A 21,200-nucleotide genomic window follows, 5' to 3' on the forward strand; every position below is an offset into this window, starting at 1 on the left:
TTTACAGCAGGGCTTCCAATATCCCGATCAGCGGCAGGTCCGCTGGCGGCATGGGAAGCGCATACATTTGCGCGGGGCGCACCCATTTGAGCGCCGTCGCATGATGGGGATGCGGCACCCCCTCCCACTTGCGACAGACATAAAGCAATAGCAGCAGATGCCGGTCGTCAAGCGGCTCGCTGGCGAAGGTTGCAGGGGCCAGGCAACTGGCGTGCGTGCGGATACCCAGTTCTTCTTCCAGCTCGCGGATCAACGCGGCTTCGGGCGTTTCGCCCGGCTCGACCTTCCCCCCCGGAAATTCCCACAAATCGGCCATCGCCTTTCCCGGCGGGCGTTGTTGCAGCAGGACTCGGCCATCCGCGTCGATCAGGGCGACAGCGACCACGAGCAATGGATAAGGTGTTGTCATATTGGTCCGTTGAAAGCGGTTTGTTAACCCTGCTTCCTTTACATGTCCGTCGGGGACTGTCTGTAGCGAACTGGGGATCCGATGCGCGCGCTAAGGAAGATCATCGGCTGCTTCACATCGCTGCGCTGCGAGCGTGGCGCAACCACGATCGAATATGCCTTCATTCTCGTCATGATTACGCTGTTCATCATGGTTGCTGTTGAAAGCCTTGCCAGCAACACCACGGGAATGTGGAATAACATGGCCGAACAGGTTAATGCGATTTAACTAAAATCTATTTACAATGTTTGGCGCGCATTAAAGATTCATCAACTGATATTCCCTAAACACAGCCTTGCTGACCACGAACTTCCAAGGCGGGGCGGCCGGGTAGTTATACATCGTTTCCCATCAGGAGATTTACAATGCAGTTCATTCGCAAGATGTTGAAGAACGAAGAAGGCGCGACCGCGATCGAATATGGCTTGATCGCTGCCTTGATCGCCGTCGCGGCTATCACTGCCATGACGAGCCTCGGCGACAATCTGAAGACGACCTTCACCAAGACGTCAACTGCTATCGCCAATGGCAACACGAAAAGCGGTACCTAAGATTTATCTGGCTTGATGCTATTACTATTTGAACAAGGGGGAGAAGCAATTCTCCCCCTTGTTTTTATTTCATTCAGATAACAATCTTCATCTTTTGCCCGGCGCGCAAGGATGCGTTCGCGTTCAGCGCGTTGATCGTCAAAAACCGTTCCAGCTTATAGTCGGGATAGGCCATCCGCTGGCTCAGCGACTGGACGGTGTCGCCGGATTTTACAGTCACGACATCGATGCGACGCGGCTTGATCGTCGCTGCATCCTGCGCGGATAGCCGCTGCATCGACTGGACCATCGCGGTGAATGGCGCGATCCCCTGGCCCGCGGGCGTCAGCAGCAGGAAATGATAGGCCTTCCCGCCCCCGAAGTCATAGGCGAATACCGTGGCATCAACTTGGCTTGACTGGCTGGTGGCGCGCACGGTCCGCCATGCCGCGGGCAGGCCGTTGACGGTGGTGCGACTGACGGTGCCGGTGGGGACACTCCCCTGCCCGCCGCCCATCTGCGCAAAGACACCGTCTATGTAGCTGGCCAGATTGCCCGAATAAGGGGCAGCGCTGAATTGGGCCTGCCCGCCGGAGCCCATGATCGACACCGCATCAGACCCATTTTCCATGCCGAAACCGGAGGGGGCGGCGAAGCTGAGGCGCAGGTCGGGGTGGCGGAAACGACTGCCTTCGATAATGCCCTGCTTGGGATCATCGCCGTACAGGATGCCATCGAGCGCGGCGAGAAAGGCATCGCGATTGCGCACAGTGGCCTTTGAACCACTACCGCCCGCGCCGCGTGCCGCGCGATTGACGCGCGAAGCGGGATCAGGGTGGGTACTGGCCCATTCCGGGGTCGATCGGGCACTGCCCGCCAGACGCGCGTCCAGATTGCTCTGTGCCGCCAGTGAAGCCAGCATGCCGGACAAAGCGCGCGGATCATAGCCGCCCGATGCCAGGTAGCGGATGCCCAGATCATCCGCCTCATATTCCTGGCTGCGCGAGAATTTTAGCGTCAACAATTGGCTGCCGGTGCCGATGCCCTTCTGAATGAGGTTGCCGAAGCCCGAATCACCCAGGAAGGCGCCCGCCAAAGCGCCGAGCAGCGCGCCCCCGATCGCGTTGCGCTGCGCGGTCTTTTGCCGCCGCTGGCCATGTTGGGCGGCGACATGGCCGACCTCATGCCCCAGCACGCCGGCCAGTTCCGCCTCATCATTCATCAGCGCCATCAGCTGGCGCGTGACATAGACATAGCCACCCGGAATGGCGAAGGCGTTGTTGACCGGCGAGTTGAGCAGGGTGACGGTGAAGTCGCTTTGGGCGTTGGACAGGCCGGACTGGACCGCGATCCGCCGCCCGACGCTTTCGACATATTTCGCCTGGGGACCGCTATAGCCGCCGCCAAATTCCTTGAGCAATTCCGGGTGCTGCTTGGCCCCGCTGCTCTTGTCCTGCGCGCTGATCGAACTCACCGTGCGGATCGCCCGCTGCTGCCCGATCACGGTAGGGGCGCTGGCGGCCACGACCAGGGCGGCCGCCGAACAGCCAAACATCATCTTCCGGTTCATCACTTTATCCCATCCCATTCCCATTACCGACACGTAACGAGAAAAAGGGGTCAGCTGTTCCAAAAAAGACGGTAGTTCAGGCGCCTATGGCCAGAAATTTATCGGCCCGGTCAGTGCGCAGCGCGCCGGCATCCATGTTCGACAACGCATCCAGTTCCGCTTCGATCTCGGTGCCCAGATTGGCGATCGCCTGAACCGGGTCGCGATGCGCGCCGCCCATCGGTTCCGGCACGATCCGGTCGATGACGCCCAGCGCCTTGAGATGCTGGGCGGTGACCTGCATCGCCGTCGCCGCTTCGCTGGCCTTGGCCGCTGTGCGCCACAGGATCGAGGCGCAGCCTTCGGGCGAAATCACCGAGTAGACTGCATGTTCGAACATCAGCACGCGATTGGCAGCCGCCAGCGCAATCGCACCGCCCGATCCGCCTTCGCCAACCACGGCGGCGACCATCGGCACGCCGAGCTTGAGGCAAGCTTCAGTCGAGCGTGCGATCGCTTCAGCCTGGCCGCGCTCTTCGGCCTGCACGCCCGGAAAGGCACCGGACGTATCGACCAGCGTGACGACGGGCAGGCCGAAGCGATCGGCCAGTTCCATCAGGCGGATCGCCTTGCGATAGCCTTCGGGCTTGGCCATGCCGAAATTATGCCGCACCCGGCTGGCGGTATCGTCGCCCTTTTCATGGCCGATGACCATCAGTCGCCGATCGCCAAGCGTTGCAAAGCCGCCGACGATCGCCTGATCGTCAGAGAAAGCGCGGTCCCCCGCCAGCGGCATGAAATTGTCGAACAGACCGGCGACATAATCCTTGAAATGCGGCCGTTCGGCGTGGCGGGCGACCTGCGTCTTCTGCCACGGCGTCAGCTTGGCATAGGTGTCGCCCAGCATCTTGGCCGCGCGCTGCTCCAGCGTCGCGATTTCGCCGTCAATGTTAATGTCGCCCGCGCTCGCCGTGGCGCGCAATTCGACGATGCGCGCCTCCAGTTCGGCGATGGGCTTTTCAAATTCCAGAAAGCTAACCATGGCACTGGCGTTAGGGCGGCGACGCGCCGTCGTCAACGCAGCGTTGCACCATCGTCGCCAGCGGATGGCGGCTATTGACCAATTCGATCAGGCGACGGCTGTCGACATGGGTGTAGATTTGCGTGGTGCCAATATCGGCATGGCCCAGCATCGATTGCAACGCGCGCAGATCCGCGCCGCCCTCCAGCAAATGGGTGGCGAAGGCGTGGCGCAGCACATGGGGGCTGACCCGTTCCGGCGCGATGCCCGCCGCGGCGGCCAGCGCCTTGACCAGTTGATAGAGGCGGATGCGGCTGAGATAGGATTTCCCCGACGGGAAGAGCCAGGGACTGTCGAGCGGCACATGGGTCAGCCAGGTTGCGACGGCGGCGCGGGCACGATCGGAGATCGGCACCAGCCGCTCCCGTCCGCCCTTACCCTTGAGGATCAGGAAGGGCCGATCCGAGGCCAGCGCGCGGCGCGGCAGCGACACCAGTTCGGTCGCGCGCAGGCCCGACCCGTAGAGCAGTTCGATCAGGGCCGACAGCCGCCGGTCGTGCGGCACAGGATGGGCCACCGCCAACCGCTCGTCGATCAAGGCGAAGAGCGAATCGACCTCGGCGGTGGACAAGATCTTGGGCAGGGATCGCCGCGTCACTGGACGGGGAAGCGCGGCGGTGGGATTATCGAGGCGCAGCCCTTCCTCTTCGAGAAAGGCGTAGAAAGCGCGCAGGGCCGAGGATTTGCGTGCGACCGACGAGGCGGCGAGTGCCGCCCATGCCCCGGCGAGATCGCCCAGCCGCTCCTTGCTCGCCGCCACCAGGCCGCCGACGATGGTCGCCGCCCCGTTCAGGTCCGCGCGATAGGCCAGTAGCGTGTTGCGCGACGCGCCACGTTCCGCCGCCATCATTTCGAGAAAGCGGTCGATCAGGGCGTCATCATCCGCCATGGTCAGGTCCGGCTGATCGCCTCCGCCGCGATCATCCGCGCTTCGGGGTCCAGCCCGACACGATGAAGCGCGGCGACGACATGATAGAGATGCGCTGGTGGCAGGCGGCGCCAGTCGCGCCCCTGCATGCCGACGGCTGCGAGCAAGGCGACGGTCCCCTTCTCGCCACGCTGCGCCGCTGCGCCGATCGCGCGCGCCCAGCGGCTGTTGGCGGCAAGCGTCACGCCATTATCCTGCGCCAGTGACGCGGCATCGTCGGCCGATAGTCGCGCAAGGCCTGCCAGCGCCGCGATCAGCATCCGGCCCTTTTCTTGTCCTACCTCACCGATATAGGTCGAAATGCGGCTGTCATTGATATCGACTACGGAGCTGGGTGCGCCAACCGCAAGCAGGCCCCAAAATTGGGCCGCGCCATCGCCGTCGATTTGGCCCAGCGCCCGCGCCCAACGCGCGGCATTGCGGTCATAGCCTGCTGTCAGCATCGACGCGACCAGATTGGCCGCATCGCGGGCATCGGCCTGCGCCACTGGTAGCGCCGCTGCCGCCCGTGCGGTCGTGATCAGGCCGACATAGTCGGGATTGCCATTGTCACGCCACAAGCGCTGCATCGCGCCGATACGATAGCCCACCGTCGCCCCGGCATGGGCGGTGCGCAGCGCGTCGATCCGGTCCGCCATGTCGGCAGGCGTGTCGCCTTCGGTGCTCATCTGGCCATAGAAGCCGACCAGCGCCGCGCTGGAAAACACGCCAAGGCGCGCCGCGACTTCGACGCCAGGTCGCCGCCGCACCGCGCTCAGGGCAGGCGCGCGCGCTTCCCAGGCGCGGACATGCGGACCCACCGTGCCAAACAGCGCATCGGGGATTTCGACATTGAGCGCCGTCGCGAGGCCAAAGCGCCAGGCAGTCAATTGACTGACCGTGTCCCATTCGATCTTCACCGATCGGCGGGCATTGAAGCCCGTGCCGACGACTTTCTCCGCCAGCCGATAATCGATACCGCGCACCACGCCGCGTCGCTGCGCCTGGTTGAGCGCGCCGCTGGCGGTGCCCTGATCCCCCGACAGGGCAGCGCAGATGGCGCGCGTCATGTCCCAGCCCGGTTCCTTGCTGACCCGCAGCGCGCCTTCTGACAGGGGGCAAAGCCCGGCCGGATCGGCGCTGCCAAGATAGGCCTGCATGGCAACGGCGTAGAGGCGCGGGGTGTAGCGATCGGGATCGACGCTTTGCACCATGGTCCGGGCGCTGTCCGCCTCCCCCATGCGCAGCAGCAGCCAGGCGCGCTCGGCCGCCCAGTCCGCGCCGTCAATGTCGGCCGGCGTATCCGTCGCCGACAAAAGCGTGCGCCGCAGCAGGATCGACGCCCAGCGCGACAGGATCGGCGCATGCGTCTCCTTCATCAGCGCGGCGAGATATTTGCCCGACTGGTTGCCAAACGCATCCGGCTCCAGACCGCGCGTCTGCGGCGTCAGTGCGCCGATACGGGCGAGCGAACGGCGCGCGCTATCCGGCAGATCATATTTCGCCTTTTCCGCCGCCAGTTCTTCGGGCGTCAGTTCTTCTTCGGCCGCTGCGTTTTCCGCTTCGGCCAGCAACGACAGATCGGGCGGCGTTGCCGGGTTGAGGGTCGGCAAGGCGGGCGCTGCAGGCGAGCCAGGTGCCGGGCGCGCGGGCGTTGGTGCAGGCGGCGGCGCTTCGGGCGCGTCGCCAAAGCCGGGCGGCAAGAGCGATTCGGGTGCCTGTTGCGCGACCACAGGCAAAGCGAGGGCCAGGGCAAAGCTGCCCAGCGCCCATTTCGCTCTGCTCCTTTTAGACGTGCCCCCCTTGACCCGCATATGCCTTACTGGCCCAGCTTCTCAGCGGGGATGGCCTTTTCGACCTGCGCCTGCGGCTGTTCGCCGCCGCGCGACCAGAAGAAGGCGAGCAGAAGAATGACCAGCAGGACAAGGGCGATGGGCAGGATCGGCAAGTTGGCGCCACGGCGGCGGCTGCTGCCTTCGAAACTGCTGAAATTGCGATTTTTCTTCATGTGTCCTTCTGCGGCTGAGCCGGGCGACGAGCAAAAGATGCGATTTGCCTCTGTGACGGGGGGCTGTATAGCCCCGCTCGGCATGCAGCGAAACAGCAAATTCCCCCCATCCGTCGACCGGCGCGGTCCCATCGTCCTGGTGGGGATGATGGGCGTGGGCAAATCGACGGTCGGGCGGCGGCTCGCGGCCCGGTTGGGGCTGGCGTTCGTCGATGCCGATGAGGAAATCGAAAAGGCGGCGGGCATGAGCGTGAGCGAGATTTTCGCCCGCTATGACGAAGCCTATTTCCGCGATGGCGAACGACGGGTGATCGCCCGGCTGATGGATGGCGCGCCCAAGGTGATCGCAACCGGCGGCGGTGCGTTCATGCAGGAGGACACCCGTGCCCTGATCCTGGAACAGGCGACGGCGATCTGGCTGGATGCCGACATCGACGTGCTGGTGGACCGGGTTTCGCGGCGTGAGGGGCGGCCGTTGCTCAAGGATCGCGATCCGCGCACGGTGCTGACCGAACTGACGGCGGTGCGCAATCCCATCTATGCGCTCGCCCCCATCCACGTCAAAAGCGTCGCCGCACCGCATGAAGTGACGGTCGAACGCATCATGGAGCAATTGACGGCATGGCAATAGTGCAGGTCGCGCTGGGTGCGCGCAGTTACGACATCCCGATCGAACAGGGCGCGCTCGATCGCGCGGGCGCGTTCCTCAGCCCCTATGCCCGCAACGGGCGGCTGGTGGTCGTCACCGACGCGCATGTCGCGGCCGCGCAACTGCCCCGGCTGGACGCCAGCCTGCGCGCGGTCGGCATCATGGCCGAACCGATCATCCTGCCGCCGGGCGAACAGACCAAAAGCTGGCGGCATCTGGAGCAATTGCTCGACGCGCTGCTAGCGCTGGAGATCGAGCGCGGCGACCATGTCGTGGCGCTGGGCGGCGGCGTGATCGGCGATCTGGTCGGCTTTGCCGCGTCGATCCTCAAGCGCGGCTGCCATTTTATCCAGGTGCCGACCACTTTGCTGGCGCAGGTGGATTCATCGGTGGGCGGCAAGACTGCGATCAACACGCAGGCGGGCAAGAATCTGGTCGGCAGCTTCTACCAGCCCGCTTTGGTGCTGATCGACCCATCGACGCTCGACAGCCTGCCGCCGCGCGAAACCCGCGCGGGCTATGCCGAAGTCGTCAAATATGGCCTGATCGACGATCCTGCGTTCTTCGCCTGGTGCGAGGCGCATGCCGGCGACCTGCTGGCGGGCGATCCCGACGCGCGGACCTATGCGATCGAACGCAGCGTCCGCGCCAAGGCGGCGATCGTCGCCGATGACGAGCGCGAGACATCGGGTCGCCGCGCGCTGCTCAACCTTGGCCACACATTCGGCCATGCGTTGGAGGCGGATACCGGCTTTTCCGACACATTGCTCCATGGCGAAGGCGTTGCGGCGGGCATGGCGCTGGCGTTCCGCTACTCGGCGCGGCTTGGCCTGTGCCCGCAGGCGGATGCCGACCGGGTGACCGCGCATCTGCGGTCGGTCGGCCTGCCCCATGACCTGGCCTCTGCGCATGTCACCGCCGATGGCGCATCATTGGTGGGCCATATGCTGCACGACAAGAAGATGGCGGCGGGCACCCTGCCCTTCCTACTAGCGCGCGGCATCGGCCAGACATTTCTGTCGAAGGATGTCGTGCTGGACGATGTGGCCGCGTTTCTCGATGCGGATCGGGCGGGCTAACGCCCTCGCGCCCGCAACGACATATATTATCGGAAGTCATCTCCGTTCGCTTTGAGCGAAGTCGAGAAGTGGCAAGCACTGTGCGGGCGTTTCTCGACTTCGCTCGAAACGAACGGAACCTCTCTTCCAGAACTAAAAAGGGCGCCCAGTGGGCGCCCTTTTCATTCAACCATCGAAGGCCGATTACTTCTTCAGCGTCAGACCACCGAAACGCTTGTTGAAGCGTGCCACCTGGCCACCCGTGTCCATCTGACGGTTGCCGCCGGTCCAGGCCGGGTGCGACTTGGGGTCGATGTCGAGCGCCAGCGTGTCGCCTTCCTTGCCCCAGGTCGAGCGGGTCTGGAAGGTCGTGCCGTCGGTCATCTGCACGGTGATCATGTGGTAGTCGGGGTGGGTATTGGCCTTCATGGCGTAACGCTCCGTATGTGCCGGTTCCGACCGGCTGTGGATGCTGTAAATAGCGAAGGCGCGCCGTTAGCGGGTTCGGCGCGCCTTGGCAAGGGATAACCCCCAGTCGTCATGCCAGCGGACGCTGGGATGACGGAGGGTTGGCTCAATCCTTGGGCGGATCGGCGATCATCGCGACGAACTGCGCTTCGGCGGCCAGCTTGTCGCCGATCATCGCCTTGCCGCTGAACTTGCAGATCGCGCCGCGATTCTGGGTCACTTCGACATGCAGGTCGAGCAAGCAGCCCGGCTCCACCGGCGAACGGAATTTCGCGCCGTCGATGCTCATGAAATAGACGAGCTTGCCGGTGTCAGCGAGCTGCATCGATTCCACCGCCAATACGCCTGCCGCCTGCGCCATCGCTTCGACGATCAGGACGCCGGGCATGATCGGCCGGGTCGGGAAATGCCCCTGGAAAAAGGGTTCGTTCACCGAAACTGCCTTGATCGCGTGGATCGACTGGTTGGGCACCAGCGACACCACGCGATCAATCAGCAGCATCGGATAGCGATGCGGCAACGCAGCCATGATCCGACGGACATCCATCGGGCCAAGCGCGGTCGTTTCAACCTCTCCCGTCATTCTTATCAGCGCGACTTGGGAGCCTGCGCCGGGGCAGCGGCGGGCGCTGCCTGGCGACCACCGGGCTGCCAACCGGCAGGCGGGGTGATCGATACGCTGGGGACCAGTGCGTTGAGTTCGGTGATGACAGCGGGGGTAATGTCAGCGCCCGCGCCGAAGCTCTCGGTCGCGGCCTTCTTGACCACGATTTCGGACTTGGTCTTGGCGGTTGCCGCCTTCAGCGCATCGTTCAGCTTGGCGACGAGCTGTTCCTCGACATAGGCTCGTGCGATGGCGATCGGCTGACCCATGCGCTGCAGTTCGGCCTGCGCGGTCTGCTGCGTCTGCTGATATTGCTGATACTGGGTTTCGATCGCCGGGGTCGGCTTGTTGCCCGCTGCCGTCAATGCGGCCTGGAGCGCATCGCCCTTGGTCTTGAGGTCCGCTTCGATCGCAGTGCGGCGCGTGTTGAGCGCGTCGATCTGCGGCTTATAGGTGGTCTGCATCTGGCTGATCGCGGTCGTGTAGGCCGTGCTCTTGGCAACAGCTTCTTCCAGATCGACGACGGCCAGGCCCGACTTGGTCTGGGCAACAGCCGGCATGGCGGTCAGGGCGATGGCGGTCATGGGCGCAAGAGCGAGCGCCGCGGCTTTGAACATGGTCTTCATCAGAATTGAGTCCCTACGTTGAAGGTAATGAGCTTGTTATCGTCGCCAGGTTCCTTGAGCAGCGCCCTGGCAATGTCGATGCGGAACGGGCCGAAGGGCGAGTTCCAGTTGACGCCAAAGCCAACCGACAGACGCGGCTTGAGCGTATCGCCGAGATAGACTTCTTCGAAGGCACCACCAGCATAACTGGCCACGAACCCGGTCGGCGCCGCATCGCAGTTGCCGATGGAGGGCGCCCTGACCTGTGTCGTCGAACCGGTATTGCCCGGTGCAGGCGCCACGGTGCAATAGCCCGCAAATGTGCCATCGCCATTCACAAGGGTCGGGTTCTTCAACCCAGCGACGGCACCGACATCCATGAAGATCGACGGACGAAGGCCCATTTCGCGTGCGCCGGAGCCAAGCGGAATTTCGACTTCGGCGCGAGCGAGATAGTAGATCTTGCCGCCCAGCGCGTCATCGGACACGTTATTGTTGCTATTGTCGCGAACATAGCTGGTCGAACCGTCGTCGTTGGTCTGCGGTTGCAGATAGAAGCGCTTTACGCGCGGGCCGACACCGCGAATGTCGAAGCCACGGAACTGCGGTTCACCCAGGAAGAAGCGATCGACCAGGCGGACCTTTTCGACCAGTTCGCCGGTTGCATCGCGGCGTTCGCCTTCCAGGCTGTGGATATAGCCGCCTTCGGCCGAGACCGAGAAGATGAAGCCACTGCCCAGCGGGAAGAATTTGGAGCCGTTGATCCGGGTCTTGATATATTTGACGTTACCGCCAAGCCCGGCAAAATCCTGGCTCAACACAACGTTATGGCCGCGCGTCGGGCGGATGCGGTTGTCGCGCGTGTCGTAGATCAGCGAGTAGCCAAGCGACGACGTGGTGCGCTTGCCGATCGCATCGCACAGATAACGACCCGCGATGAGGGGATCGCACTCGCGCGTGCCGTCGCCGTCCGTGTCCGAATAATAAGTATCTTCGTCCAGCGTCGTATCATCGAAATTGAGCTGATAGCGCAGCGCCAGCGACATATATTCGGTGATCGGCACACCCGCACGCAACTGGATACCCGTCGACGTATTCTCATAGGTCGTGTCGCGCGTGTTGCTGGTCAGATAGCGGAAGCTGTTGAGGTCACGGCGATAGATGTCGCCGCCCAGCGCGATATTCTTGTCCATGAAATAGGGCTCGGTGAAACCCAGTTCGATCGACTTGGAATAGGCCGAATAGTTGACCGAGGTGCGCAGTTCCTGGCCCTTGCCGCGGAAGTTGCGCTGCGTGATCGAGGCCGACACGATGAAGCGTTCCAGCGACGAGAAGCCCGCCGAGAGCGACAATTCGCCGGTCGATTTTTCCTGCACGTTGGTTTCGAGGACGATGCGGTCGGGCGCGGAGCCCGGCTTCTGCTCGATGTCGAGCTTTTCCTGAAAATAGCCGAGCGAATTGATCCGGTCCTTCGACCGCTTGACCAGGAAGCTGTTGAACGCATCCCCTTCGGCCAGACGGAATTCGCGACGGACGACCTTGTCCTGCGTCAGCGTATTGCCGTTGATGTCGACGCGCTCGACATAAACGCGCGGTGCGTTGGCGATGCGGAAATTAATCCCCATCGTCAGCGTATCCTTGTCGCGGTTGAAGTCCGGCGACACTTCGGCAAAGGCATAGCCGAACAGGCCGGCGGTCTCGCTCAGCGTATCGACCGTATCCTCGACCTGCTTGGCGTTATACCAATCGCCCTTCTTCATCGGCAGCCGCTTGGTCAGGCCATCGCCCGACAGGTCGCGAATGTCCGATTCGACCTTCACGTCGCCGAACTTGTAGCGCTCGCCCTCTTCCACCACATAGGTGATGATGAAGTCCTGCTTGTCCGGCGTCAGTTCGGCGACCGCCGAAATCACGCGGAAGTCGGCATAGCCTTCGGTCAGATAATATTGGCGCAGTTTCTGCTGGTCATAGGCCAAGCGATCGGGATCATAGCTGGTGCCTGACGAGAAGAGCCGGAACCAGCGCGACTGTTTGGTCACCATCTGGCTGCGCAGCGCGCCGTCCTTGAACTTCTCATTGCCGATGATGTTGATCTGGCGGACCTTGGACTTAGGCCCTTCGCTGATCTCATAGACGATATCGACGCGGTTCTGGTCCAACTGCACCAGTTTCGGCTCGATCGTCGCGGCAAAACGGCCCTGACGGCGATAGAGTTCGACGATGCGGGCGACGTCGGCGCGCACCTTGGACCGGGTATAGATCTGGCGCGGGGCGAGCTTGATTTCTGGCCGGATCTTGTCTTCTTTCAGCCGCTTATTGCCTTCCAGCACGATGCGGTTGATGACCGGATTTTCCTTCACCTCGACGGTCAGGGCACCATTGTCGTTGCGGATCTGGACGTCGGCGAACAATTCCGTCTCATACAGGTCGCGCAAGCCCTGATCGAGGCTTTCCTGGCTGTAGGGCTGGCCGATGCGCAGCTTGGTGTAGGACAGGACGGTGCCGGATTCGAGCCGCTGCGTGCCGGTGACGGTGATGCTGCTGATCGTGCCCTGTGCTGCGGGCAGCGACGCGGGCGCAACCACGGGCGCGGGCGCGGCAGCATCCTGTGCCATGGCCGGGAGCGCAGACAGACCTGCGATCATCGTCGTCGCCAACAGGGCGACCACGACCGGGCGCTGCCTCTTGCTGCTGTTCATCGCTGTCACCCGCATCACCTCAAAAACTCGAAAAATTTTGTTTCCGCCGCAACAGACGTCGCCAAACCGGGCTTCCCTGCCCGATGTGCGTCAACCGATCAAGCCGGACAGGCTCTTCCACAGCCCGAAAGACGACAAATCGTTGAAAGTCACCAGCACCATTACCGTCATCAGCAGCGCCAAGCCCGATCGATAGGCCCATTCCTGCACCTGCGGGCTGACCGGCCGACGCTGCAGCGCCTCAATCCCGTAAAACAGCAGATGCCCGCCATCCAGCATCGGGATTGGCAATAAGTTGATGAACCCCAAGTTAATCGAGATGAGCGCCATGAAGGTGAGGAAGCCGAACAGCCCCATCATCGCGGCCTGGCCGGAGACATCGGCGATCTTGAGCGGTCCGCCCAATTCCTTGACCGATCGGCGTCCGGTGATGATCTGGCCGAGGCCGTCCATGGCGGACACGAACATCTGGCCCGTCCGCAATGTACCGACCACCGGGATCTCCCACAGCGCGATGTCGCGGAATTCGACCTTGTCGGACATCACGCCCAATTGGCCGAGGCGGAAGATATTGCCGAACCGGTCCTTTTCGATCCGCTCGCCCGCTGCAATCGTCATGGCGGTGCGCTGACCATCGCGTTCGATGACATAGGGCAGGACTTCACCCGGACGCAGCGACACGATCGGCGCGATGTCGGTGAAGCTGTCGATCTGACGCCCCATGATCGACACGATGCGGTCGCCGGGGCGCAAGCCTGCCTTTTCCGCAGCCGATGCGGGCGCGACCTGCTGCACGACAGGCGGGCTGACCGGATCGCCCTTCCAATAGGCAAGGCCGCCGAGCAGCAGGATCGCGAACAGGAAATTGACCGCAGGCCCCGCCGCGACGATCGCTGCGCGCTGCCATACCGGCTTGGCGGGAAAGCTCTCGGCCCGATCCTGCGCCGACATTTGCAGCCAGGCGGGATCGGCCTGACTGGCCGCGTTCATGTCGCCCTTGAAGCGGACATAGCCACCCAAGGGGAGCGCCGCGAGCCGCCAGCGCGTGCCGCGCTTGTCCACCCAGGCCAGCAGTTCGGGGCCAAAGCCGATGGAGAAGGCCTCCGCCTTCACGCCGCACCAGCGCCCGACGATATAATGGCCGAACTCATGCACGAAAACGAGCGGCCCTATGACCGCGACGAAAGCGAGAACGGTCAGCAGGAAACCGGGATTTTCTAACAAGCCGTCAATCTTTCCATCACTTGGCCCGCCATGACGCGCGCCGCAGCATCCGCCGCCAGCACATCCGCAATGGCATGAGGCGCAGGCGCGCTATAGCGGGTCAACACTTCCTCCACAATCATGGCGATATCAAGGAAGCGGACGCGCCCGGCGAGAAAAGCGGCCACCGCGACTTCGTTGGCAGCGTTCAGGATTGCCGGAACGGCCCCGCCCGCCTCGGCCGCCTGCCGCGCCAAGCGCAGCGCAGGGAAGCGATCGGGGTCTGGCGCCTCGAAATCGAGCCGACCGATCCGCGCCAGATCGAGCGGTTGGCACGGCGTAGCGATCCGCCGGGGCCAGGCCAAGGCGTGGGCGATCGGAATCCGCATGTCGGGCGAGCCCAATTGCGCCAAGATCGACCGGTCGCGATATTCGACCATCGAATGAATGACCGATTGGGGATGGACCAATATCTCGATCCGATCGAGGCCGACCGGGAAGAGATAGGCCGCCTCGATAAATTCCAGCCCCTTGTTCATCATCGTCGCGCTATCGACGCTGATCTTCGCGCCCATCGACCAGTTGGGGTGCGCGACCGCCTGCTGCGGCGTGATGTCCGCCATCTCGGCGCGGCTGCGGGTGCGGAACGGGCCGCCGCTCGCGGTCAGGATGATCCTTGCGACATCGTTCAGAGTGCCACCCGCAAGACACTGGAATATCGCATTATGTTCGCTGTCCACCGGCAACAGGGTCGCGCCGGAGGCGCGCGCCGCCTCCATCATCAGCCCGCCCGCCGACACCAGCGATTCCTTGTTGGCCAGCGCCACGGTGCCGCCCGCCTTGAGCGCGGCCATGGTGGGCCGTAGCCCGGCGCAGCCCACGATCGACGCCATGGTCCAATCGGCCCCGGACCCGGCGACATCGACCAGCGCCTCTTCGCCTGCAGCCGCCTCAACGTTCGACCCCGCCAGCGCAGCCTTGAGCGCGTCATAGCGCGCCGGGTCGCCGATCACAGCAATCTGCGCGCCGGTTGCCTTGGCCGCTTGCGCCAGCCCCTCGACATCGCTGTTCGCGGTCAGCGCGACGACCTGATAGGCATGCGGCTCGCGCTGGATGAGGTCGAGCGTGGACATACCCACCGAGCCGGTCGCGCCAAAGATCGACACCGTCCGCATCACGCCTGTCCCACCATCAGATAGAGCAAGGCAGCGAGTGGCGCGGCGGCCACTACGCCATCCAGCCGGTCCATCACCCCGCCATGGCCGGGCAGCAGCATCCCGCTATCCTTGACGCCTGCGCGCCGCTTCATCGCGCTTTCGAACAGATCGCCCAATTGCGCCGCCACCGCCAGCAAGCCGCTCGCCGCCGCCAACTGGATCGGCAGGCCAGCGAAGCGATGCAGCAGAAAGCCGGTGATCAAGGCGGCAAGGACACCCCCGGCCAATCCGGCCCAGGTCTTGGACGGGCTGATGCGCGGCGCGAGTTTGGGACCACCGATCGAGCGGCCCGCGAAATAGGCGCCAATGTCGGTCGCCCAAACCAGCGCCAGCGCCCAGAAGGCGAGCAGAAGTCCGTAAAGATTGGGTTCCTGCCCGCGCAGGAACAGCAAGGCCATCACCGGCACACAGACATAGAAGATCCCGCAGGCCAGCCTGTAGCCCCGCGTCGCGGCCATCACGAACAGGAAGGCCGCGATCATCAGGCCGACCGCAAACCCATCCACGCCAGCCGCCAGCGGGCACAGGATCGCCAGCGGCACCGACACAGCGAACATCGACAGCTTTCGCTGTTCGGCGCTGGCGCCGTTCAGGTCCGCCCATTCGCCCTGCATCAGCACGCCTGCGACCGCGAGCAGCAGCCAGAAGAGCAGACCGCCCGACAGCAGGGCACCGACCGCCATCGCGATCAAAGCGACACTGACGATGGCGCGGGTCTTCAATTCGCTGGCCATCGCCTACAACCCGCCGAAACGGCGGTCCCTCAGACGGAAGGCATCGAGCGCGCGTGCCAGTTCCGCCGCGTCGAAATCGGGCCAGAGCATGTCGGTGAAATAGAGTTCGGCATAGGCGGCCTGCCACAACATGAAGTTGCTGAGCCGTTGTTCGCCCGATGTGCGGATCAACAGGTCAAGCGGTGGCAAATCGGCGGTGTCGAGCGCCGCGCCGATCGTCTCCACGCCAATCTCGTCCGCGCGTATCTCGCCGCGCGCGACGCGCCGGGCGAGGTGCTGGGCCGCGCGCACCATTTCGTCCTGCGCGCCATAGTTGAGCGCGATGGCGATCACGGGGCCGCTATTGGCGGCAGTACGGGCCACGGCGGCCTCGATCAGGTCGACCAGCGACGGGTCGAGAACGCGATAATTGCCGATCACCCGCAGGCGCACACCATTGGCGTGAAATTCGTCCAGATCCGCCTGGATGAAGTGGCGCAGCAGACCCATCAGGTCGGCCACTTCACTGGGTGGGCGCTTCCAGTTCTCGGACGAGAAAGCGTAGAGCGTGAGGCATTCCAACCCCATGTCGCGGGCCGCCCGCGCGACCCGGCGCACCGCTTCCACCCCGGCACGATGGCCGGCGATGCGCGGCAGCAGGCGCTTCTTGGCCCAGCGGCCATTGCCATCCATGATGATGGCGACATGGCGCGCGCCATGGGCAGGCGCGGTGCTGGTCAGGTCGGGTTTGGCTTGCGTGGCCATCAGATCAGGATGCGGGCAATGGCCACGAAAGGAAAGCCCCGGCTTACTGGCCGAGGATTTCCTTTTCCTTCGACGTCGCAGCGGCGTCAATGTCGGCGATGATGCTGTCGGTCAGCTTCTGGACTTCGGTTTCCAAGCGCTTGCGCTCATCCTCGCTGATTTCGCCTTTCTTTTCATCGGCTTTCAGGCTGTCCATGCCGTCGCGGCGGACGTTGCGTACAGCGATGCGTGCACCCTCGGCATATTTGCTGGCGAGCTTGGCCAGTTCCTTGCGCCGGTCTTCGGTCAGGTCGGGGATCGGCAGGCGCAGCGTCTGACCATCAGTGATGGGGTTGAGGCCAAGGCCCGCCGAGCGGATCGCCTTGTCGACCGGACCGACATTGGTCTTGTCCCACACCTGGACCGACAACATGCGCGGTTCGGGGGCGGACACGGTCGCGACCTGGTTCAACGGCATGGATGCGCCATAGACGGTGACGGTCACCGGATCGAGCAGCATCACATTGGCGCGGCCGGTACGCAGGCCGGACAGATCGCCGCGCAGCGATTCGACGGCACCGGCCATGCGGCGTTCCAGATCGGATTTGTCATATTGGGCCATGATGTCAGCGCTCCTGATTATGCACGATCGTCGCGACGCCCTGCCCCGCCAACACTGTCGCCAGGTTGCCGGTTTCGCGGATGTTGAACACGACGATGGGAATATTATTTTCGCGGCAAAGGGCAATGGCGCTTGCGTCCATAACCTTTAGGTTATCGGTCAAAACCTGGTCGAAGCTGATCTCGTCATAGCGGGTCGCGTCGGCCACCTTCTTGGGGTCGGCATTATAAACGCCATCGACGCTGGTGCCCTTGAAGATCGCGTCGCAATTCATTTCGGCGGCCCGCAGGGCGGCGGTCGTGTCGGTCGTGAAGAAGGGGTTGCCGGTGCCCGCCGCGAAGATGACAATCCGGCCCTTTTCCATATGCCGCACCGCCTTGCGCCGGATATAGGGTTCACACACCGACGCCATCGGGATCGCCGACTGGACGCGGGTGTCGTAGCCGAGCTTTTCCAGCGCATTCTGCACCGCCAGCGCGTTCATGACCGTCGCCAGCATGCCCATATAATCGGCGCTGGTCCGGTCAAACCCCTTGGCCGCGCCAGCAAGGCCGCGGAAGATATTGCCGCCGCCCACGACGACGCACAGCTCGAATCCCGCATCACGCGCCGCCGCAATCTCGCCTGCGACACGATTGACGGTTTCCGGCTCGATGCCGAACTGGCCCTGCCCCATCAGGACTTCACCGGACAACTTCAACAGGATGCGCTTGTAGGCAGGCCGGGTCATAGGCGGTGGGAAGTCCATGTTGCTAGCGGGAAGGCCAGCGATCATTAGTCAGCCCAGCGCCCAATGCCAAGGGGCGTTTGTCGTCAAATATTACGCAGCGCTATGGGATGGCCTTTGCGGTCCCGCAATTACCGTCATCCCGTGGGACCGTCAGCAGGGACGATCGGGCAGGCAGGGCGGTCCGCCACTGCCCCGTGGAGCCTTCCCGCCCCGCGACGGGGGCCGCAACTCATCCATGGTCAGCCAGCCATCATGATTGGCATCGGCCGCATCGAAGCGTTTGCCTTGATAGGCCAGCAATTCTTCGAGCGAGAGGCCCGCGTCATAATTGCTGTTGGCGTTGGTGATCAGGCCGACGCTGAGCGGCTCGATAAGCGCGGCGAGGCTCATGCTGCCAGGGTCATCGCCGACATCGGGAAGGAGGACTTCGGCGATCGGACCGTCCCGGTCACCGGTCCCGGCCACTTCCGACGAGGCCACCGAACCCATTTGCCGCTGCCAGGCGACGAATTCTTCATAACTCACCGCACCATTATGATTGCTGTCGATCCTGGTGAAGCGCGCGCGAATGAGGGTCTCGCGCCGGGCATCGAACAGGCTACGCAATTCGGCGATCATGACCATGCCATCGCGGTTGACGTCCGCTTCCCGGAACATCGCCGTCACGACCTTGTCGAACTGCGCCCGTTTGATCGGTTTAGGCGGCGTAGGTTGGCGCGGCCCGCCCCTATCGCCGGGTGGTCCGCCGCCGCCGCCACCGCCGCCGGGAGGGCCACCAGTGCCGCCGCCCTGCATATCGCCACCCATCCCACCCTGCGCCAGCACGGGGGCGATGCATAATAGCAGCGACGCCAGCGCGCCGGACAATATCTTGTGCATCGACAATGCAAACTCCGCCAAAGTCGAAGACAGGCAGGCGGATAGCCATCCGACCGCGCACGCCCCCGAAGCCACGTCTGCGGCAAAGACGGCACGGTGTTGGCAATTCAGTAGACGAGAAGATTGCTCAATGGCGCCTATCGCCCGATGCGACGGTCGCCAAAAAAAAGAGCGCCCAGCGGGGCGCTCTTTTCCTTGTTTCAGACTGTACGTCCGTATGTCAGACGCCGGCAGCCGCCGCGACTTCCGCCGCGAAGTCGCTGACTTCCTTTTCGATGCCTTCGCCCAGCTGGAAGCGGACATAGCCCTTGAGGCTGATCGACGCGCCGGCGTCCTTGGCCGCCTTGGCAACGACGTCGGCGACCGGGGTCTTGTTGTCCATCACGAACAGCTGCGAGAGCAGCGCGTTTTCCTTGGCGAACTTGGCGACCGCACCGTCGACCATCTTGGCGACGATCTCAGCGGGCTTGCCCGATTCGGCGGCCTTTTCAGCAGCGATCGCGCGCTCACGCTCCAGCAGCGACGGATCGATGTCCGACGCGGCCAGCGCCAGCGGGAAGGCAGCGGCGATGTGCATCGCGATCTGCTTGCCCAAAGGCTCCATGACCTCAGCCGACGCATCGCCTTCCAGCGCGACCAGCACGCCGATCTTGCCGAGGCCCGGCGCAGCAGCATTATGGACGTAGGGAACGACGACGCCCTGGCTCACTTCGACATGGCCGACGCGGCGCACGGTCTGGTTCTCGCCGATGGTGGCGATGTTGGCGACCAGCTTTTCAGCGACGGTGCCGCCCGACGGATAAGCAGCGGCCGACAGCGCTTCAGCGTCGGCAGCGCCGGTTTCGAGCGCGATCGTCGAGACGGTGCGGACGAAATCCTGAAACTGTTCGTTCTTGGCGACGAAGTCGGTTTCGCTGTTCACTTCGACGGCGACGCCCTTGGTCCCGGCAACGGCCACGCCGACCAGACCTTCGGCCGCGGTGCGGCTCGACTTCTTCTGCGCAGCGGCCAGACCCTTGGCGCGCAACCAGTCGGTTGCCGCTTCGATGTCGCCATTGGCTTCGGTGAGCGCCTTCTTGCAATCCATCATGCCCGCGCCCGAACGGTCGCGAAGTTCCTTGACGGAAGCGGCGGTAATATCGGCCATGTTTCGGCTCCTAAATCAGTGTGGTTCAAATATGCGGCAGGGCGCGTCTCTGAAAGAGCGCGCCCTAGCCTGTCATTCTTTCAGTTGCGCGACGCTCTTAGGCTTCGGCGACAACCTCTTCCGCCATCGGTTCGTCCATCGCGCCCAGGTCGACGCCCGAAGCCTGCTGCGCACCACGGTTGCCCTTGGTCGCGGCGGCCGCAATGGCGTCGCAATAAAGGCGGATGGCGCGGCTGGCGTCATCGTTCGCGGGAACCGGGAAGGCGATGCCGTCGGGCGAGACGTTCGAATCGAGGATCGCAACGACCGGGATGCCGAGCGTGTTGGCTTCCTTGATCGCCAGTTCTTCCTTGTTCGCGTCGATCACGAACATGACATCGGGAATGCCGCCCATGTCGCGAATGCCGCCGAGCGACATTTCGAGCTTCTCATGCTCGCGCGTCATCTGAAGCACTTCCTTCTTGGTCAGGCCGTGGGTGTCACCCTGCAGCTTTTCCTCAAGGGTCTTCAAGCGCTTGATCGAACCGGAAATCGTCTTCCAGTTGGTGAGCATGCCGCCCAGCCAGCGATGGTTGACGAAATGCTGGCCGGACTTGCGCGCGGCCTCGGCGATCGGATCCTGCGCCTGGCGCTTGGTGCCGACGAACAGCACCTTGCCACCGGCGGCAACCGTACCCGACACGAAGTCGAGCGCGCGGCCGAACAGGGGCACGGTCTGCGACAGGTCAAGGATGTGGATGCCGTTGCGCTCGCCGAAAATATACGGCTTCATGCGCGGATTCCAGCGATGGGTCTGGTGGCCGAAATGCGCGCCAGCGTCGATCAATTGGTGCATGGTGACAACAGGAGCCGCCATAAGATAATCTCCTTCCGGTTAATGCCTCTGGGAATCGGGAACCGCAGATGGTCTGAAAGACCGCTGCCAGCACCGGATATGATGATTCCCATGTGGAATGAGGCGCGCCTTTAACGCCGCAGAAAATAATGTGCAAGGCTTGACTTGCGCCGCAAACCGGAACATAAAGTGAACAAATGGAACAAAGGCGGTTCGCTGCCGTTGAAACCGTCATAGTGAGGCCAGCCGTGCAAATGGCAAGATGGAAAGTGACCGTTATGTTCACATTCGTTGCAGCGACCCTGTTTCTTGGCGCATTCCTGATGGCCGTGGGAACCATCGCATGGATGTTCCTGCTCTATCATGACAAGATGATCGCCGCGCTCCAGTTCGAGCCGATCCCGCACACGCCTGTTTACCATGTGCGTATCCGTCGTCCCCGCGCCGCCGATGCAGACCGCGTTTCCGCCGTCCGAGTACCGAACGGCGTTTTCGCGGCCTGAT

General features: G+C 63.4%; 24 protein-coding genes. 5 read left to right on the plus strand and 19 right to left on the minus strand.

The features are described 5' to 3' along the window. Position 1: 1 nt before the first annotated feature. Entirely contained in the window at positions 2-409 is a 408-nt protein-coding gene (locus ACZ2HM_RS07860) for a (deoxy)nucleoside triphosphate pyrophosphohydrolase (RefSeq protein WP_470426706.1), read from the minus strand. An 81-nt stretch (positions 410-490) separates the two neighbouring features. Here ACZ2HM_RS07860 and ACZ2HM_RS07865 point away from each other — a divergent pair, with 81 nt between their 5' ends. Together ACZ2HM_RS07865 and ACZ2HM_RS07870 are read left to right on the plus strand one after the other, a co-directional pair. Next, the gene (locus ACZ2HM_RS07865; protein ID WP_470426707.1) at positions 491-676 is read left to right on the plus strand and encodes a Flp family type IVb pilin; all 186 of its coding nucleotides are present in this window, start codon (positions 491-493) and stop codon (positions 674-676) included. A gap of 137 nt (positions 677-813) precedes the next feature. Further along, entirely contained in the window at positions 814-999 is a 186-nt protein-coding gene (locus ACZ2HM_RS07870) for a Flp family type IVb pilin (protein WP_037476691.1), read from the plus strand. 73 nt (positions 1,000-1,072) lie between these two features. Here ACZ2HM_RS07870 and ACZ2HM_RS07875 read toward each other — a convergent pair whose 3' ends face one another. The 5 genes from ACZ2HM_RS07875 to ACZ2HM_RS07895 form a co-directional block, all read right to left on the minus strand. Continuing rightward, the gene (locus ACZ2HM_RS07875; RefSeq protein WP_470426708.1) at positions 1,073-2,548 is read right to left on the minus strand and encodes a M48 family metalloprotease; all 1,476 of its coding nucleotides are present in this window, start codon (positions 2,546-2,548) and stop codon (positions 1,073-1,075) included. Positions 2,549-2,624: 76 nt separating this feature from the next. After that, a complete protein-coding gene (locus tag ACZ2HM_RS07880) occupies positions 2,625-3,569 on the minus strand; it encodes an acetyl-CoA carboxylase carboxyltransferase subunit alpha (protein ID WP_470426709.1) in 945 nt (314 codons plus the stop codon). Between the two features lie 10 nt (positions 3,570-3,579). Then, positions 3,580-4,497, minus strand: a complete 918-nt coding sequence (locus ACZ2HM_RS07885; RefSeq protein WP_470426710.1) for a tyrosine recombinase — start codon at positions 4,495-4,497, stop codon at positions 3,580-3,582. Positions 4,498-4,499: 2 nt separating this feature from the next. After that, positions 4,500-6,329 (minus strand): hypothetical protein, encoded by a 1,830-nt coding sequence (locus ACZ2HM_RS07890; RefSeq protein WP_470426711.1) that lies wholly within the window; start codon positions 6,327-6,329, stop codon positions 4,500-4,502. Between the two features lie 5 nt (positions 6,330-6,334). After that, positions 6,335-6,523 carry a hypothetical protein gene (locus ACZ2HM_RS07895; RefSeq protein ID WP_333972132.1) on the minus strand — a complete coding sequence of 63 codons (189 nt, stop codon included), beginning with the start codon at positions 6,521-6,523 and terminating at the stop codon, positions 6,335-6,337. Positions 6,524-6,605: 82 nt separating this feature from the next. On the opposite strand from ACZ2HM_RS07895, the gene ACZ2HM_RS07900 reads away from it, so the two are divergent. Together ACZ2HM_RS07900 and aroB are read left to right on the plus strand one after the other, a co-directional pair. Then, positions 6,606-7,154 (plus strand): shikimate kinase, encoded by a 549-nt coding sequence (locus ACZ2HM_RS07900; RefSeq protein ID WP_069066298.1) that lies wholly within the window; start codon positions 6,606-6,608, stop codon positions 7,152-7,154. Then, positions 7,145-8,251, plus strand: a complete 1,107-nt coding sequence (aroB, locus tag ACZ2HM_RS07905; RefSeq protein WP_470426712.1) for a 3-dehydroquinate synthase — start codon at positions 7,145-7,147, stop codon at positions 8,249-8,251. The genes ACZ2HM_RS07900 and aroB overlap by 10 nt, the downstream gene beginning before the upstream one ends. A 183-nt stretch (positions 8,252-8,434) precedes the next feature. Here aroB and rpmE read toward each other — a convergent pair whose 3' ends face one another. From rpmE to rpsB, 13 genes are all read right to left on the minus strand, one after another. Continuing rightward, positions 8,435-8,659, minus strand: a complete 225-nt coding sequence (rpmE, locus tag ACZ2HM_RS07910) for a 50S ribosomal protein L31 (RefSeq protein WP_037476683.1) — start codon at positions 8,657-8,659, stop codon at positions 8,435-8,437. A gap of 145 nt (positions 8,660-8,804) precedes the next feature. Next, positions 8,805-9,281, minus strand: a complete 477-nt coding sequence (gene fabZ, locus ACZ2HM_RS07915; RefSeq protein ID WP_470426713.1) for a 3-hydroxyacyl-ACP dehydratase FabZ — start codon at positions 9,279-9,281, stop codon at positions 8,805-8,807. A 5-nt stretch (positions 9,282-9,286) separates the two neighbouring features. Then, complete coding sequence (locus tag ACZ2HM_RS07920) at positions 9,287-9,928, minus strand: OmpH/Skp family outer membrane protein (RefSeq protein WP_069066295.1); 642 nt, start codon at positions 9,926-9,928, stop codon at positions 9,287-9,289. After that, positions 9,928-12,606: an outer membrane protein assembly factor BamA gene (gene bamA / locus ACZ2HM_RS07925; RefSeq protein ID WP_193378863.1), complete on the minus strand. Its 2,679-nt coding sequence runs from the start codon at positions 12,604-12,606 to the stop codon at positions 9,928-9,930. The genes ACZ2HM_RS07920 and bamA overlap by 1 nt, the downstream gene beginning before the upstream one ends. A gap of 90 nt (positions 12,607-12,696) precedes the next feature. Next, entirely contained in the window at positions 12,697-13,830 is a 1,134-nt protein-coding gene (gene rseP, locus ACZ2HM_RS07930; RefSeq protein WP_096061900.1) for an RIP metalloprotease RseP, read from the minus strand. Then, positions 13,824-14,984, minus strand: a complete 1,161-nt coding sequence (locus ACZ2HM_RS07935) for a 1-deoxy-D-xylulose-5-phosphate reductoisomerase (RefSeq protein ID WP_470426714.1) — start codon at positions 14,982-14,984, stop codon at positions 13,824-13,826. Before ACZ2HM_RS07935 ends, rseP begins: the two co-directional genes overlap by 7 nt. Further along, complete coding sequence (locus ACZ2HM_RS07940; RefSeq protein ID WP_037472043.1) at positions 14,984-15,760, minus strand: phosphatidate cytidylyltransferase; 777 nt, start codon at positions 15,758-15,760, stop codon at positions 14,984-14,986. Before ACZ2HM_RS07940 ends, ACZ2HM_RS07935 begins: the two co-directional genes overlap by 1 nt. 3 nt (positions 15,761-15,763) lie before the next feature. Further along, complete coding sequence (locus ACZ2HM_RS07945; protein WP_037472045.1) at positions 15,764-16,504, minus strand: isoprenyl transferase; 741 nt, start codon at positions 16,502-16,504, stop codon at positions 15,764-15,766. Positions 16,505-16,547: 43 nt separating this feature from the next. After that, a complete protein-coding gene (frr, locus tag ACZ2HM_RS07950) occupies positions 16,548-17,105 on the minus strand; it encodes a ribosome recycling factor (RefSeq protein WP_037472049.1) in 558 nt (185 codons plus the stop codon). 4 nt (positions 17,106-17,109) lie between these two features. Then, entirely contained in the window at positions 17,110-17,835 is a 726-nt protein-coding gene (pyrH, locus tag ACZ2HM_RS07955) for a UMP kinase (protein WP_037472051.1), read from the minus strand. 150 nt (positions 17,836-17,985) lie between these two features. Further along, positions 17,986-18,714, minus strand: coding sequence for an EF-hand domain-containing protein (locus ACZ2HM_RS07960; protein WP_470426818.1), 729 nt, complete (start codon positions 18,712-18,714; stop codon positions 17,986-17,988). 220 nt (positions 18,715-18,934) lie between these two features. Beyond that, a complete protein-coding gene (gene tsf / locus ACZ2HM_RS07965; RefSeq protein ID WP_069066290.1) occupies positions 18,935-19,861 on the minus strand; it encodes a translation elongation factor Ts in 927 nt (308 codons plus the stop codon). Positions 19,862-19,958: 97 nt separating this feature from the next. Beyond that, a complete protein-coding gene (rpsB, locus tag ACZ2HM_RS07970) occupies positions 19,959-20,717 on the minus strand; it encodes a 30S ribosomal protein S2 (RefSeq protein ID WP_043152929.1) in 759 nt (252 codons plus the stop codon). Positions 20,718-20,974: 257 nt separating this feature from the next. Here rpsB and ACZ2HM_RS07975 point away from each other — a divergent pair, with 257 nt between their 5' ends. Continuing rightward, positions 20,975-21,199 carry a hypothetical protein gene (locus tag ACZ2HM_RS07975; protein ID WP_470426715.1) on the plus strand — a complete coding sequence of 75 codons (225 nt, stop codon included), beginning with the start codon at positions 20,975-20,977 and terminating at the stop codon, positions 21,197-21,199. Position 21,200: the final 1 nt, after the last annotated feature.

It is taken from the genome of Sphingobium sp. KKT206 (genome assembly GCF_055640555.1).

Excerpts from the sequence above, each read along its gene's own strand:
- rpsB (WP_043152929.1), bottom strand. The coding sequence starts at position 20,717 with ATGGCGGCTCCTGTTGTCACCATGCACCAATTGATCGACGCTGGCGCG.
- ACZ2HM_RS07860 (WP_470426706.1), bottom strand. The coding sequence starts at position 409 with ATGACAACACCTTATCCATTGCTCGTGGTCGCTGTCGCCCTGATCGAC.
- ACZ2HM_RS07900 (WP_069066298.1), top strand. The coding sequence starts at position 6,606 with ATGCAGCGAAACAGCAAATTCCCCCCATCCGTCGACCGGCGCGGTCCC.
- tsf (WP_069066290.1), bottom strand. The coding sequence starts at position 19,861 with ATGGCCGATATTACCGCCGCTTCCGTCAAGGAACTTCGCGACCGTTCG.
- pyrH (WP_037472051.1), bottom strand. The coding sequence starts at position 17,835 with ATGACCCGGCCTGCCTACAAGCGCATCCTGTTGAAGTTGTCCGGTGAA.
- ACZ2HM_RS07895 (WP_333972132.1), bottom strand. The coding sequence starts at position 6,523 with ATGAAGAAAAATCGCAATTTCAGCAGTTTCGAAGGCAGCAGCCGCCGC.
- ACZ2HM_RS07875 (WP_470426708.1), bottom strand. The coding sequence starts at position 2,548 with ATGAACCGGAAGATGATGTTTGGCTGTTCGGCGGCCGCCCTGGTCGTG.
- ACZ2HM_RS07885 (WP_470426710.1), bottom strand. The coding sequence starts at position 4,497 with ATGGCGGATGATGACGCCCTGATCGACCGCTTTCTCGAAATGATGGCG.
- bamA (WP_193378863.1), bottom strand. The coding sequence starts at position 12,606 with ATGAACAGCAGCAAGAGGCAGCGCCCGGTCGTGGTCGCCCTGTTGGCG.
- ACZ2HM_RS07975 (WP_470426715.1), top strand. The coding sequence starts at position 20,975 with ATGTTCACATTCGTTGCAGCGACCCTGTTTCTTGGCGCATTCCTGATG.
- ACZ2HM_RS07890 (WP_470426711.1), bottom strand. The coding sequence starts at position 6,329 with ATGCGGGTCAAGGGGGGCACGTCTAAAAGGAGCAGAGCGAAATGGGCG.
- ACZ2HM_RS07960 (WP_470426818.1), bottom strand. The coding sequence starts at position 18,714 with ATGCACAAGATATTGTCCGGCGCGCTGGCGTCGCTGCTATTATGCATC.
- ACZ2HM_RS07865 (WP_470426707.1), top strand. The coding sequence starts at position 491 with ATGCGCGCGCTAAGGAAGATCATCGGCTGCTTCACATCGCTGCGCTGC.
- ACZ2HM_RS07920 (WP_069066295.1), bottom strand. The coding sequence starts at position 9,928 with ATGAAGACCATGTTCAAAGCCGCGGCGCTCGCTCTTGCGCCCATGACC.
- ACZ2HM_RS07940 (WP_037472043.1), bottom strand. The coding sequence starts at position 15,760 with ATGGCCAGCGAATTGAAGACCCGCGCCATCGTCAGTGTCGCTTTGATC.
- rpmE (WP_037476683.1), bottom strand. The coding sequence starts at position 8,659 with ATGAAGGCCAATACCCACCCCGACTACCACATGATCACCGTGCAGATG.
- fabZ (WP_470426713.1), bottom strand. The coding sequence starts at position 9,281 with ATGACGGGAGAGGTTGAAACGACCGCGCTTGGCCCGATGGATGTCCGT.
- ACZ2HM_RS07935 (WP_470426714.1), bottom strand. The coding sequence starts at position 14,984 with ATGCGGACGGTGTCGATCTTTGGCGCGACCGGCTCGGTGGGTATGTCC.
- frr (WP_037472049.1), bottom strand. The coding sequence starts at position 17,105 with ATGGCCCAATATGACAAATCCGATCTGGAACGCCGCATGGCCGGTGCC.
- aroB (WP_470426712.1), top strand. The coding sequence starts at position 7,145 with ATGGCAATAGTGCAGGTCGCGCTGGGTGCGCGCAGTTACGACATCCCG.
- ACZ2HM_RS07870 (WP_037476691.1), top strand. The coding sequence starts at position 814 with ATGCAGTTCATTCGCAAGATGTTGAAGAACGAAGAAGGCGCGACCGCG.
- ACZ2HM_RS07880 (WP_470426709.1), bottom strand. The coding sequence starts at position 3,569 with ATGGTTAGCTTTCTGGAATTTGAAAAGCCCATCGCCGAACTGGAGGCG.
- ACZ2HM_RS07945 (WP_037472045.1), bottom strand. The coding sequence starts at position 16,504 with ATGGCCACGCAAGCCAAACCCGACCTGACCAGCACCGCGCCTGCCCAT.